This is a genomic window from Psychromicrobium lacuslunae (genome assembly GCF_000950575.1).
In the GTDB taxonomy this organism is placed as follows: Bacteria; Actinomycetota; Actinomycetes; order Actinomycetales; family Micrococcaceae; genus Renibacterium; species Renibacterium lacuslunae.
Genome location: NZ_CP011005.1, coordinates 736,906 through 749,883, shown reverse-complemented (window position 1 = coordinate 749,883; position 12,978 = coordinate 736,906). Strand labels below are relative to the sequence as shown.

Annotated in this window: 11 protein-coding genes; 7 read left to right on the top strand and 4 right to left on the bottom strand. The window is 60.2% G+C overall.

Annotation, left to right across the window (positions count from 1 at the left end; translation table 11 throughout):
- Nucleotides 1-7 precede the first annotated feature (7 nt).
- A complete protein-coding gene (msrB, locus tag UM93_RS03400; RefSeq protein ID WP_045073656.1) occupies nucleotides 8-454 on the top strand; it encodes a peptide-methionine (R)-S-oxide reductase MsrB in 447 nt (148 codons plus the stop codon).
- A gap of 30 nt (nucleotides 455-484) precedes the next feature.
- On the opposite strand, the gene UM93_RS03395 is transcribed toward msrB, so the two are convergent.
- A complete protein-coding gene (locus tag UM93_RS03395; protein WP_052663582.1) occupies nucleotides 485-1,036 on the bottom strand; it encodes a putative glycolipid-binding domain-containing protein in 552 nt (183 codons plus the stop codon).
- 255 nt (nucleotides 1,037-1,291) lie between these two features.
- Here UM93_RS03395 and UM93_RS03390 point away from each other — a divergent pair, with 255 nt between their 5' ends.
- The 6 genes from UM93_RS03390 (at nucleotide 1,292) to UM93_RS03365 (ending at nucleotide 9,188) form a co-directional block, all read left to right on the top strand.
- On the top strand, nucleotides 1,292-2,716 hold the full coding sequence (locus UM93_RS03390) for a DUF6421 family protein (RefSeq protein WP_157874086.1): 1,425 nt from the start codon (nucleotides 1,292-1,294) through the stop codon (nucleotides 2,714-2,716).
- On the top strand, nucleotides 2,713-3,435 hold the full coding sequence (locus tag UM93_RS03385) for an SDR family NAD(P)-dependent oxidoreductase (RefSeq protein ID WP_045073655.1): 723 nt from the start codon (nucleotides 2,713-2,715) through the stop codon (nucleotides 3,433-3,435). The genes UM93_RS03390 and UM93_RS03385 overlap by 4 nt, the downstream gene beginning before the upstream one ends.
- A gap of 158 nt (nucleotides 3,436-3,593) precedes the next feature.
- Nucleotides 3,594-4,181 (top strand): DUF3000 domain-containing protein, encoded by a 588-nt coding sequence (locus tag UM93_RS03380; protein WP_045073654.1) that lies wholly within the window; start codon nucleotides 3,594-3,596, stop codon nucleotides 4,179-4,181.
- Nucleotides 4,182-4,246: 65 nt separating this feature from the next.
- Nucleotides 4,247-5,554 (top strand): HRDC domain-containing protein, encoded by a 1,308-nt coding sequence (locus tag UM93_RS03375; protein ID WP_045073653.1) that lies wholly within the window; start codon nucleotides 4,247-4,249, stop codon nucleotides 5,552-5,554.
- A 146-nt stretch (nucleotides 5,555-5,700) separates the two neighbouring features.
- Complete coding sequence (locus tag UM93_RS03370; RefSeq protein WP_199921805.1) at nucleotides 5,701-7,032, top strand: thiolase family protein; 1,332 nt, start codon at nucleotides 5,701-5,703, stop codon at nucleotides 7,030-7,032.
- The gene (locus UM93_RS03365; protein ID WP_045073650.1) at nucleotides 7,029-9,188 is read left to right on the top strand and encodes a 3-hydroxyacyl-CoA dehydrogenase NAD-binding domain-containing protein; all 2,160 of its coding nucleotides are present in this window, start codon (nucleotides 7,029-7,031) and stop codon (nucleotides 9,186-9,188) included. The genes UM93_RS03370 and UM93_RS03365 overlap by 4 nt, the downstream gene beginning before the upstream one ends.
- A 102-nt stretch (nucleotides 9,189-9,290) precedes the next feature.
- On the opposite strand, the gene UM93_RS03360 is transcribed toward UM93_RS03365, so the two are convergent.
- The 3 genes from UM93_RS03360 to UM93_RS03350 all read right to left on the bottom strand — a co-directional run bounded on the left by UM93_RS03360 (nucleotide 9,291) and on the right by UM93_RS03350 (nucleotide 12,711).
- The gene (locus UM93_RS03360; RefSeq protein ID WP_045073649.1) at nucleotides 9,291-9,944 is read right to left on the bottom strand and encodes a response regulator; all 654 of its coding nucleotides are present in this window, start codon (nucleotides 9,942-9,944) and stop codon (nucleotides 9,291-9,293) included.
- Complete coding sequence (locus UM93_RS03355; protein ID WP_045073648.1) at nucleotides 9,934-11,625, bottom strand: sensor histidine kinase; 1,692 nt, start codon at nucleotides 11,623-11,625, stop codon at nucleotides 9,934-9,936. The genes UM93_RS03360 and UM93_RS03355 overlap by 11 nt, the downstream gene beginning before the upstream one ends.
- A gap of 108 nt (nucleotides 11,626-11,733) precedes the next feature.
- Nucleotides 11,734-12,711 carry an aldo/keto reductase gene (locus tag UM93_RS03350; RefSeq protein ID WP_045073647.1) on the bottom strand — a complete coding sequence of 326 codons (978 nt, stop codon included), beginning with the start codon at nucleotides 12,709-12,711 and terminating at the stop codon, nucleotides 11,734-11,736.
- Between the last annotated feature and the right edge of the window lie 267 nt (nucleotides 12,712-12,978).

Genomic DNA, 12,978 nt, shown 5'->3' with positions numbered 1-12,978 from the left:
TACAGATATGAGTGAATCTGCCGGAAACACCAGTTTTTTCCAGAACTCCTATACCCCTGCGGTGGTGAAGACGGAGCAAGAGTGGCGCGCGGAACTGAGTCCCGAGGAATATCGGGTACTCCGCCAGGCGGGCACCGAGCGGGCTTTTATCGGAGAGTACACCGATACGCATACCGCCGGGGTGTATCAGTGCCGTGCCTGTGGGGCTGAGCTTTTCCGCAGCAATGAGAAATTTGATTCGCATTGTGGCTGGCCTTCCTTCTTCGCCCCATTGGCTGAGGAGCGGGTGCGTTACATCCATGACCGAAGCCTGGGCATGGAGCGAGTAGAAGTGCGCTGCGCCAATTGTGATTCACATCTGGGTCACGTCTTTGAGGGCGAGGGGTATGGGACTCCGACCGATAAGCGATATTGCATTAACTCAATCTCAATGACGTTGGTGCCCAGCGAATAGTTTGGAATGCTGGCGGCTGTTCAGCCACTATTAGCCAATATGTCGTCGGCTGAACAGCCCGGGATACTCGGTGACCAGAGCCATCTCATCGACCGAAATCTCTGCCTGAAAATCGCTGTCCAACGATTCATAACGATAGCGAGTCTCGGCAAGTCGGGTGTATCGCTGTGGGTCAGCTTGCAAGGTAAGTTCTGGGACGGAGATATAGGCAGTGACAATCTCAAAACTTTCGCCAATCTCGGGTCGTAACCGTCTGATCGGCAAGGTGTTACTGAAGGGTGTGGCACTCAAGTCCACATCAATGGCACCGCTGAGTTCCACCAGTTCGACATTGTCTTGGTCCCTCCAGCAACCCATTCCGTCAGCTCGAAGTAGCAAACTCCGACCGCTGAGCCGCTCAAGGGCGAAAACTTTCCTGGTCCGCCATTGAGCATCAAATTCCACTGTGTATTCAAGCTGAAAAGGTGCACCTTTGGGTCCTTGTACCCGCCCCGAAGCCACTCCGCCCTGATGACTCAGCAGTAATTCAAGGTCTTCCAGCCCGGTTCCGCTCGCATCTTGCCAGCTCACTGAGTTCCTCATTTCTCGATTCTGACTGAACTGGTGATCATCCGGCTAGGGGCCCATCGTGGTTCCACCGGTGATCGCTGAAGCCAAGATCCGTAACGGAATCCGCATTGCCTCCAGAATGTCCGGCAAGCGAAGCTCATCCTGGCTGAGAGAAACACCACACCGAGCGCCAGATCTTCTAATCAATTCATAAATATTGCATAAGGTTTCCTGTCTTTTGAGTTAAGATTTCATCAAGAAGATAAAGACTCTGGAAGGACTTTCGCCATGACGCAGACCTTGCCTGCCGCACCATTAGCCAGCGCCGACACCGATCTTGAAGCCATCGCCGCGGGCCAGCCCTGGCAAGCTTTGAAGGCTGCCGCGACCGAACTCCAGGACCTGCAGATTAAGGACGGTTCGGTTCCCGAAGCCGAGGACAAGTCTCGGGCCAGCAAACTCGTCGAAACGCTGGTCAGTTCGATCAACGAACTCGCTCCGAACTTCCCGCACGACGCCGAATACCTCTCGCTGCTGGTGAAGGACTTCGAGCGCTGGGCTGCGGAAGGCTTCGGCATCCCCGACTTCCTCGATTCCCTGCTCGCCTTCCAACCACAGGAAAACCGCATTGACGGCCTCGGCCACCTGGTGGTTTTCCCGATGTACACCCAGAACGGCTCAACCAACCGGTTCGTCGAGGCCGTACTGGTCAAAGTGATCTGGCCCGAATTCATCGGCGAACTCGAAGCCGGGGCTTATTCGAATAAGCTCTTCGTGCCGATTTCCTTCGTTGACTTCACCCCCGGCTACGACACCAACTCCGCCGTGCTGTTCCCGGAGAGCGTCGGCGTCCGGGAAACCCCAAAGTTCACCTGGGGCGCGATTTTCCAGGACCGTGAGGCAGCTCGATTCCGCCGGGTGCTGAGCGCGGCCGCCGAGATCACCTCGCTAGAACTCCCGGCCGATGCTGCTGAGTTGCTTGACGATCAGAAACTCACCCAGGAAACCTTCGTGATGTGGGATCTGATTCATGACCGTACTCACATGCGCGGCGACCTGCCTTTTGACCCCTTCATGATCAAGCAGCGGATGCCGTTCTTCCTGTACTCGCTTGAAGAACTTCGCTGCGATCTGACCGCTTTCAGCGAATCGGTCAAAATCGAGAAGGACCCGGAGGCCTCCGAAGAAGCCCGTAAATACGCCAAACTGGTGCAGTACGCAGTGATCTTCGACCGGATCTTCCGCTTCGCGATCACCGGTAGCCGGGTGCGTAACTATGACGGCCTCGGTGGTCAGCTGCTGTTCGCCTGGATGCACCAGCACCACGTGCTTCACTGGACCGACACCAAACTGACAATTGACTGGGACGAAGTGGCCGACGTCGTGGTCTCCCTCGGCGAAAAGATCCACGACCTGTACTGGCGCTCCATCGACCGGCCCAAGACCGCTCACTGGCTGGCAGCCTACGAGCTGGTTTCCAACACTGTCACCCCGAACCCGGCTTCGGTCTGGGCCAAGGGGCCGGACGCTTTGCCGCTGAATGAACCGCCGCGGGCGCTGACCGATCAGGTCCTTGATGACGAATTCCCGCTTTCCATGTTCTATGAGGCGCTGGAGAAGAAAATGCGCAGCGTGATCGAGTCGACCACCGGTATTACCGGAAAAGACGCGGTGAGCGAATCTGACAGGGTTCCTGCTAGAACTGAAGCATGAAAACAATTTTGATTGCCGGCGGCTCTTCAGCCGCCGGCATTGCCACGGCGCGCGCCTTAGTCGGGGCCGGCTATCGGGTTGTCACAGTTGGTTCATCGGCTGCGCGAATTGAAAGTGCAGCTAAGGCCAGCGGCGCATCCCCGCTCAGCGCCGACTTGGCGGAGCCTGCAGCGGTCGCGGAGCTGCACCAAAAAATACTCAGCGACTATGGTCCGATCCATGGCTTGATCCATTTGGTGGGCGGCTGGCGCGGTGGCGGCGGGCTGGCCGAGCAGAACGACGCGGACTGGGGATTCCTCAGCCATAACGTGATTGAGACGCTTCGAATCACCAGCCGGGAATTCGCGCCGGATCTGGAGCAGACGGCCGGCTTGCTAGCCATCGTCTCCTCTACTTCGGTGGCCAAGCCGACCGCGGGCAATGCTAACTATGTGGCAGCTAAAGCTGCTGCTGAAGCCTGGACTCTTGCCATTGCTCAAGGCTTCGGCAAAGCGGCCGAAGCGGAACAGTTGGGGGAAGCTGCTACTACCGCGGGTCAGGCCGCTGCGGTGATCCTTCGGGTCAAATCCCTGCTCACCGATGAGATGCGAGCAGCCCAACCGGAGCGACGATTCCCGGGCTATACCCACGTGGATGAACTGGCAGCGCGGATCAGGACGCTGTTTGAGCAGCCCGCCGAGCAGTTGAATGCCAGCGTTATCGATCTCACCGCCGACTAAAAGTTGGCTGGAAACAAACCCCGAAGGCCAAGATGGGCTGGGATGCTGTGCGCCGCATAGCATCCCAGCCTCGGCCGGTCTCTGCTAACGCCCCGGCATGGCAGGCTAAAACGGCGCGCCTACGCTATTCTGTCGGCGCTCGGGCATAGTCTTCCAGGGTGAGCGCGCTTGCAAAGGTCCCCTCTGACTTCCTAACTGCCCTCGGCACCCTTCGCCAGGCCCAGTGTCGTAGCGAATTACGACTCGAAGAGATCCCAGCCCCCTCCCGGCTAGCCCCTTATGCGGTGGCCTTGGGAGCCGAGGTCTTCGAACCCGCTGCCGTGGAGGCAAGCACCGCCGAACTTGCCACCGGACGTTTCATTCTGCTGCACGATCCCGAGGGCTCTGCGCTCTGGGACGGCACCTTCCGAGTGGTTACCTACATTCGCGCGCAACTTGAGGCAGATATCGGCACCGACGCGATGCTCGGCTCGGTCGCTTGGACCTGGCTGGTCGAAGCATTGGAAAGCCACGGTGCGCGGTATCGCGCAGCCGGAGGTACTGCAACCCGAATTCTCTCCGAGAGCTATGGCTCCTTGGCTGGTCGTCCTGATTCGATTGACATTGAGCTCAGGGCTTCCTGGACGCCGGAAGATGAAAAGATGAAAGATCACCTTGAAGCTTGGTCAGATATGGTGTGCACCTTTGCCGGGCTACCACCGCTGCCCGAAGGGGTCAGCGCGTTACCTCATCGGCGGCGCAGTTGAGTCCAGCTGACCAGCAGGACTCCCCGACGAAGCGCAGCCGGGATAGATCTCAGCGAACAGCTAGGGTGAAGCCCGAAGCTATCCCCGCGAGTCCAGAAAGCGCCGAAATCGCTGACCTTGATCTGAGCGAGATACCCGAAGTCATTGAACTAGACACCCCCCGCGACGGGGTGCCTTTAGTGATCAATACCGCTGAAGGGCTATCCCGGGCCGCTAAAGCCCTGGCGGCTGGCACTGGACCAGCGGGTGTTGATGCCGAGCGGGCTTCTGGATTCCGTTACGGCCAGCGCGCCTTCTTGGTGCAGATTCGGCGGGAAGGCGCTGGCACTTGGCTGATTGATCCGGAACCTTTCGAGGATCTCAAAATCATCGATGAAGCCCTCCGTGGCGTGGAATGGATCCTTCATGCGGCCAGCCAAGATCTGCCCTGCCTCTACGACCTAGGGATGTGGCCTGACTCGCTCTTTGATACCGAGTTAGCTGCTCGGATCGCGGGGCTACCCAAGGTAGGCCTAGCCGCAGTGGTCGAACAATTGCTGGGTTTTGGACTAGCCAAAGAACATTCGGCCGCCGACTGGTCGACTCGCCCGCTGCCAGAGCCCTGGTTGCGCTACGCCGCACTCGACGTCGAGGTGCTGGCCGAATTGCGCGAGGAACTCGTCGAGTTATTGACCGCTGATGGCAAGCTCGAATGGGTCAATGAGGAATTCCATGCCATTCTGCAGGTCGGACCGCCAGCGCCTCGCGTTGATCCGTGGCGGCGCACCTCCGGGGTGCATCAGCTCCGGGACCGGCGTCAGCTCGCCGCGGTTCGCCAGCTCTGGCAGGAAAGAGACGCCCTGGCCCAGAACCGTGATGTCGCCCCGGGCCGATTGCTGCCTGATTCGGCCATCGTGGTTGCCGCTAAAGCGATGCCGAATACGATTCCTCAGCTGCTTGCGGTGCCCGGCTTTAATGGCCGCGCAGTGCACCGGGAGGCACCTCGCTGGATGCGCGCCATTAATGAGGCAAAGGCTCTCAAAGAATTACCGCCATTGCATCTGCCCAGCAATGCGCCGCCCCCGCCGCGTGCCTGGACGGATAAGGATCCTGCTGCGGCTGCCAGATTGGCGACCGCCCGTCCCCGGCTGGCTGCGCTCGCCAAGGATCTCAAGCTGCCAGTAGAGAACCTGCTCACCCCGGACTTCTTACGCAGATTATGTTGGCGCCCACCTGAGCTATTTGAGTTGGAGTCAATCGCTGCCGCACTTGCCGATTTGGGCGCCCGGGGCTGGCAGATCAAGCTGACTGCCCCGCTTCTAGTAGAGGCCTTCAACCACCCAGATCCGCTGCCAAACAAGGACGCCACGGCCGAAGGTTCAGCGAGTAACTAGCCGCTATGCAGGGCTGTCTTGACTAGGCAGCAAGGTGCGAAACAATTTCTTCAGCTTTTAATTCCGCAGGGGTTTGAAACTATATGTTACTCATGAGTAGCATATAGCTATTGGTGCAGTTTTATGCTGCGCTAGGCCTTGGCACAATGCCGATAAAAGGAGCTAAAGTGAGCCCAAATGCACGGCAAGTCCGTGAAGTAGTTTTTGTTGATGGCGTCAGAACCCCTTTTGGAAAAGCCGGAGAAAAAGGCATCTACGCCTCAACTCGGGCCGATGACCTGGTGGTCAAGTGCATCCGGGAATTGATGCGACGCAACCCCTCGCTACCCGCCGAGCGCATCGACGACGTAGCTATCGCCGCCACCACCCAGACCGGTGACCAAGGGCTGACCATTGGGCGCACCGCTGCGCTGCTGGCTGGTTTACCCCGCTCGGTCCCCGGTTTTGCAATTGACCGGATGTGTGCCGGCGCGATGACGGCGGTCACCACCACCGCCTCTGGCATTGGCTTCGGTGCCTACGACGTGGTGATCGCTGGCGGGGTGGAACATATGGGCCACCACCCGATGGGTTCCGGTACCGACCCCAACCCGCGCTTCATGTCGGAACGGCTGGTCGACCCGGCAGCACTGAACATGGGCAATACGGCGGAGAACCTGCACGACCGATTCCCCAAAATCACCAAAGAACGCACCGACCGTTACGCGGTGAATTCGCAGAACAAACTGGCCGCCGCCTACGACAAAGGCCAGATTCAACCCGATCTGGTGCCGGTGGCTTCCTTCAAAGCTGAGCCGAAGAACGCCGAGGGCGTCAGCACCGGAAATAGCTGGAACCTGAACACCGTCGACGAGCCGCCTCGACCCGGCACCACGATGGAAGACCTAGCCGGCCTGCGCACTCCATTCCGGCCGCACGGTCGAGTCACTGCCGGTAACGCAGCGGGTCTGAACGATGGCGCCACTGCTGCCATCCTGGCTTCCTCCGAGGCCGCCGAAGAACTCGGACTCCCCGTCAAGATGAAGCTGGTCAGTTATGGCTTCGCCGGGGTTGAGCCCGAGGTGATGGGCATCGGCCCGGTTCCGGCCACCGAAAAGGCGCTCAAAAACGCTGGCCTGAGCATTGAAGATATCGGCCTGTTTGAGATCAATGAAGCCTTCGCCGTTCAGGTGCTCTCCTTCCTGGACTACTTCGGCATTGCCGACGACGACCCGCGAGTTAACCGCTATGGCGGTGCGATCGCCGTTGGGCACCCGCTTGCTTCCTCCGGCGTCCGGCTGATGAACCAGCTGGCTCGCCAATTCGAAGAGGACCACTCGGTGCAGTACGGCATCACCACAATGTGCATTGGCTTGGGCATGGGCGCCACGGTGATCTGGGAGAACCCGCATTTTGACGGCTCCCAGTCTACCGATTTATCGTCCGCTCAAGACGCCGCCACCGAAGCCAGCACCCACCAACAGGAGGCGACAGCATGAGCGCGAAAGATTTCTCCCAGCTAACCGAGTTGTTCCCCGACGAGATAGTCACCCACTCCTACCTGAAGGACCTGGAACTCGCTGACTCCCAGGGCAAGAAGATCGGCACCTTCGCGCTGATCACCTTGGACAACGGGCTCGACCATAAACGGCCGACCACACTCGGGCCGAACACCCTGGTGGAACTCGGCACCCTGCTCGAAGAGCAGCGTGAGCGGGCCGCCCGCGGCGAGATCATCGGCGTCGGCGTGACCGGGAAGCCCTACTTCCTGGTGGCCGGTGCAGACTTGTCCGCGGTAAAAGGCCTCAAGGCACGCGAAAACGGCGTCTGGATGGCCCAGCTCGGCCATGACGTCTACCGCACCTTGAACAACCTCGGCGTACCCAGCTTTGTCTTCATTAACGGCCTCGCTCTTGGCGGCGGTCTGGAAATCGCGCTGAACGCCAACTACCGTACCGTCTCGACGGCTGCCGGCGCGCTAGCACTGCCAGAGGCCTTCCTCGGTCTGGTTCCAGGCTGGGGTGGCGTCTACTTACTGCCGCGCTTGATCGGCCCGGAGAACGCCGTCAAGGTGATGGTGGAGAACGCACTGAATAACAACCGCACCACCTCCGGACCGGCGGCCTTCAAGCTCGGCATTGCCGATGCTTTGTTCGAGCCCGCTGATTTCCTCGAACAGTCAATCGCCTGGGCAGCCAAGGTGCTCTCGGGTGAAATCACGGTGGAACGCCCGAACGCGGTCTCCGATCCACTCACCGAGGAGCAGTCAGCTGCTTGGGATCAAGCGGTGGCCACCGCTAAGGGAATCGTCAAGGCGAAGACCTCCAATGCCGCACCGGCCCCGCTGCGCGTGGTCGAGCTATTGGAAAAGGGTAAAACCTGGAGCAAAGAGGAATCGGCCGCCGCTGAAATTGAGGCGCTCGGCGATTTGATGCAGACGGATGAGTTCCACGCCACCGTCTACGCTTTCCTGGATCTGGTGCAGAAGCGGGCTAAGCGCCCGGCCGGTGCACCGGATAAGTCGCTGGCCAAGCCGGTGACCAAGGTTGGCGTGGTCGGTGCCGGGCTGATGGCTAGCCAGCTTTCGTTGGTCTTTGCCCGTCAACTCAAGGTGCCGGTAGTGATGACCGATATTGACCAGGCCCGGGTGGATAAGGGCGTCGGCTATGTGCACGCCGAAGTCGATAAGTTGTTAGCTAAGAAGCGGATCTCCCCGGACGCTGCGAACCGCACCAAAGCCTTAGTGACCGGCTCAGTCTCCAAAGAGGCATTCGCCGATGCTGACTTCGTGATCGAGGCAGTTTTTGAAGAGTTGCAGGTCAAAAAGGACGTCTTTGCCGAACTCGAAGAGATCGTCTCCGAGGACTGCATTCTGGCGACCAATACCTCTTCGCTCTCGGTCACCGAAATGGCCAAGGATCTCAAACACCCCGAGCGGCTGGTTGGCTTCCACTTCTTCAACCCGGTCGCGGTCATGCCGCTGCTGGAGATCGTGCGGGCGCCCAAAACCTCCGACGCCGTACTTGCCACCGCCTTTGAGACCGCTAAAGCGCTGCGCAAAAACGCTGTGCTGGTCAAGGATGCCGCAGCTTTCGTGGTCAACCGGGTGCTCTTGCGGCTGATGGGGGTGGTGGCTGAAGCGTTCGATCAGGGCACCGATGCGCGCACCGCCGATACCGCGCTCAAGCCAATGGGCTTGCCAATGACGCCGTTCACCCTGCTGGCCATGGTCGGCGTGCCGGTGGCGCTACACGTTTCCGAATCACTGCATGCTGCCTTCGGCGACCGCTTCTGGGTGTCTCAAAATCAGCAGCGGCTGATTGACGCCGGGAAGAAGGGCATCTGGGAGATTGGCGAGGACGGCAAGCCGTTCGTGCCACAGGACACTCTCGATCTCCTAGAGTTCGGTGATAGTCCGATCAGCGGTGAAGAACTACTCGTTCGCACCCAGGATGCGCTGGCCGAGGAAATCGGTCTGATGCTGGACGAAGGTGTGGTTGCCGGTCCCGAGGATATCGACCTCTGCATGATTCTGGGTGCCGGCTGGCCGATGTTCTTGGGCGGCATTACGCCGTACCTTGACCGAGTCGGCGCTTCCGAGCGGGTCAATGGCAAGCGATTCCACGCCCCAGGCCAGGCTTCTAGGCCGGTCTAGCCCCTCTTTTACCCACTGTCGAGTGTCGAGATCTGGGGCTTAAAACCTCGGAATAACCCCATTATCTCGACACTCGACGTGGTATTTGGAGCCAGTTTGGGGTCAGGAAGAGTAGTGATGTTCCGGTCGCCCAGTGGCACCGTAGCGTAGCGAAACGCTTGCTGCGCCTTCCTCGACTAACACCGAAAGATAGCGTTGTGCGGTGGCCCGGGAGATACCGATCTCCTGGGCCACTTCCAGTGCGGTGCGGTGTTCGCCACCGGCCCGCTGCAAGGCACTTCTGATTTCCTGTTCGGTCACCGAACGGGTTTTCTTGGCGGCCTCGGCACCGGAGAGCTGACGCAATGCGCGTTCCACCAGTTCTTGGTCGAGAGAACTGCTGGAAGCGAGCAGCTTTCGGTAACGCGCGTAATAACGTAACTTCGCGGTCAATAACTCCGGCTCAAAAGGCTTGATCAGGTAGCCCAGGGCGCCACGACGTCGGGCGCGTTGCACCGACTCGGCGTCCCCCGCCGCGCTGAGCACCATGGCATCCAGGTCGAGCTCGGTCAGCAAATCCAATCCATTGCGGTCCGGTAAGAAAATGTCGATAAGCACCAGATCCGGCCGCAGCGTGGAGATCGCTCGGAGCGCCGACTCGGCACTGCCCACCGGCTCTAGGGCGATAAAACCCGGCACCGTGTTGACGTAATCTCGGTGCAGTCGCGCCACGTGGAAGTCGTCGTCGACCACTAGCACTCGGAAATCAGTCGTCACCTTCAGCGCCCTCCGTTCGCTCCAATACCTTTTTTAACCTAGCCATGAAGACCGCCCCAGGGCCACCCAGCGTACCCGATTCGAGCAGCACTAGGTCGCCGCCGTCGATCCTGGCCAGTTGCCGCGCCAGTCCCAGGCCAATCCCCTCGCCACGGCCAGTGGAGCTAGCCTGCCGGTTCGAGGTGGTAAAGCCTTCGGCGAAAATCTCCGCTTGGTCAGCTTGCCGCACGCCGTCGCCGGAATCCGCGACGGTGACCACCAGCGCGGCTCGATCGCTCAGCAGCTCAACCTCCACCCAGCGTTCGCTATTGCTGCCGTGCACCGCTGCGGTGATCGCGTTATCTACCAGATTCCCAAGCACCGCGGTGGCATTCTGAGCGTCCCGAACCGGGTACTGCACCAACGTACCGCTGCCGACTCGCAGCGCAACTCCGCGTTCAGCGGCCTGGGTACTCTTTGCCCCGAGGAACGCAGCCAAATAGGTATCGGTAACCAGTTCCGAGTTCTCCAGCGGATAATTCAGCGGCCCGGTTGCCAGGCTTTCACGTAGATAATCGAGGGCGGCGTCGGTCTGATTGAGCTGCACCAAGCCGGTCACCACGTGCAGCCGATTGGCGAATTCGTGGCGTTGCGCTCGAAGTGCCGAGGAAAGGGTGGAAACTGCCTCCAGCTGCCGACTGAGGGCTTGCACGGAGCGCCGATCACGAACCATCAGCACCCAACCCAGATCATGATTCCCGCGCACCACTTTAAGTGCGTTCACCAACAGTACGAGTTCATTGAAGACAACTTGCACGCTCTGATCGGAATCTTGCTCCAACAGTTCAGTCACGCCCTCGGGCAGCGTTAGCTCCTCCAAGAGCCTACCGATTGGATCGTCCAGGCTTAAGAGCTCGCGGGCTTTGTCATTGCAGACGGTGATTCGGTGGTCCGCATCCAGACCTAGCACGCCCTCGTCGACGCCATGCAGCACGCTCTCCTGGTTTTGCGCCAGAGTGCTGATTTCCTCCAACTCCAGGCCGCGGGTGCGACGCCGCAGGTTACGCAGTGAGGCACCGGTGGCCAGTACGCCGAGCAAGAGGGACAGAGCGCCGACGCCGAGGATCGGCAGCACCGATTCACCAATTTCGTCGATCACTTCCTGGGTGGAGTAGCCAACACTTACCTCGCCGACGATGCCACCGTCAACGCCCCGTAATGGCACCTTAGCGCGCACCGAGGAGCCCAGAGAGCCGTTCTCGGTCTCAATGATTTCTTGCCCGCTGAGCGGCCCCTCAGGGCTGGTGGTGACGTGTTTGCCGAGTTCGGCTTCCTCCGGATGCGCCCACCGTAGCCCGTTCCGGTCTGCGACCACGACAAAGAGCGCGCCGGTTCGTTCACGCGCTGCTTCGGCGATCTTCTGAACGATGCCACCCTGCAGCACGGGTTGTGCCGGGATCACTCCCTTGGCTTGGCTGAGCGCAGTCCGAATCGAGCTGTCTTCGGAAATCGACTGGGCCACCGCGAGCGCCTTAGCACCGATCTCGGCGCTAAGCCGCTGGTAGCTGAGCCAGCCAGAGACTCCGCTGGCGAGTAGCACCACGGACAGCACCACCAAGATCTGTTGCCAAAGCAAACGGGTCGAAAACGCGGTGCGCGGCTGCCGACGTCGATCATTCGATGCCCCGCTCCGTTTTTCCACTTCCGTCCTCCGAGGCCTCTCCGCGCTACTCCCCCGTCGAGTGTCGAGATCTGGGGCTTAAAACGTCGATTTTACCCCGGTATCTCGACACTCGATCACTGGGATGGTTTAGAAGAGCGCTACCTTCGGAGTGCGCGGGAAGATCTCATCAAGTTCGGCCAAGTCCTCGGGGCTGAAGATATGCGAAGCGGCTTCGGCATTGGCCTGAATCTGCTCGGGCTTGGTGGCCCCGGCAATCACGCTGCCGACGGCGGGCTGGGCTGCCAGCCAGGAGAAGGCCACCTGCAGTTCGCTCAGACCACGATCCTTGGCGAAACTGCTGAAAGCGCCGAGCTGTGCCCAATCCACTTTGTCCAGCAAATTTGTACGCGAGTGTGTGAGCCGACTGCCCTCAGGAGCCTTGCCATCTGCGTATTTGCCGGTCAGCAGGCCGTTAGCCAAGGGGAAGTACGGCAGCACGCCGACGCCGAAAGTCTCGGCCGCCGGGATCACCTCCAGCTCAGCGCGGCGATCCAGCAAGTTGTAGTGGTTTTGCGCGGAGATAAACGGGGCGAAGCCACCGATCTGCGCCTCGTAAGCGGCCTCGGCAATCTGCCAGCCGGTGCGATTGGAGTGGCCCAGGTAGCGGACCTTGCCGGAGCGCACCAGCTCGTCCAGCGCGGCGAGGGTTTCCTCGATCGGAGTGACCCCGTCCGGGGTGTGGTACTGATAGAGGTCAATCCACTCGGTATTGAGCCGACGCAGCGAAGCCTCGACGGCCTTGACAATGTAGCGCCGCGAACCACGGGCACCCCAATCAACGCCGTTGGCACCTTTCAGGTCCATGCCGAATTTGGTGGCGATAATGACGTCGTCACGCTTGCCCTCGAGAGCTTTGCCGAGCCGTTCCTCGCTCAGCCCGGGGGTGGCACCATAAACATCGGCGACGTCAAAAAGCGTCACACCGGCGTCGATCGCGGCGTGGATGACGGCGTCGGTACCCTGCTGAGATTCGGTCGGAGTCCCCGGCCTACCCAAGTTATTGCAGCCTAAACCGACGGTAGAAACAACAAGTCCAGAATTGCCCAAACGGCGAAAATCAGTCATATTTCCAAGCCTATCCCGCGAGGGCCCCGCCCCGAACTGGTGAGGGGTGGGAGCGGGGTAGGCGCTATCCCCTTGGCCTTCCCAAAGCTCGTTCCTCGCTTCGGGTCCCTCGGCCAGTGGGCCCACCGCGAGGGCCCCGCCCCGAACCCGCCTCCCGCTATCGGTTCTTCAATTAGCAGCCCCCACCGAATCGGGGCTTCCAGTGGGGAGGGATGGTTTGCCCCACCGAAGGACTCTATTCAGTACGGCTGCTCAGTTGTGGTGCTG

Bases quoted from the DNA above. Each gene is read 5' to 3' on its own strand.
- msrB (WP_045073656.1), top strand. From the start codon at position 8: ATGAGTGAATCTGCCGGAAACACCAGTTTTTTCCAGAACTCCTATACC.
- UM93_RS03395 (WP_052663582.1), bottom strand. From the start codon at position 1,036: ATGAGGAACTCAGTGAGCTGGCAAGATGCGAGCGGAACCGGGCTGGAA.
- UM93_RS03390 (WP_157874086.1), top strand. From the start codon at position 1,292: ATGACGCAGACCTTGCCTGCCGCACCATTAGCCAGCGCCGACACCGAT.
- UM93_RS03385 (WP_045073655.1), top strand. From the start codon at position 2,713: ATGAAAACAATTTTGATTGCCGGCGGCTCTTCAGCCGCCGGCATTGCC.
- UM93_RS03370 (WP_199921805.1), top strand. From the start codon at position 5,701: ATGCCGATAAAAGGAGCTAAAGTGAGCCCAAATGCACGGCAAGTCCGT.
- UM93_RS03365 (WP_045073650.1), top strand. From the start codon at position 7,029: ATGAGCGCGAAAGATTTCTCCCAGCTAACCGAGTTGTTCCCCGACGAG.
- UM93_RS03350 (WP_045073647.1), bottom strand. From the start codon at position 12,711: ATGACTGATTTTCGCCGTTTGGGCAATTCTGGACTTGTTGTTTCTACC.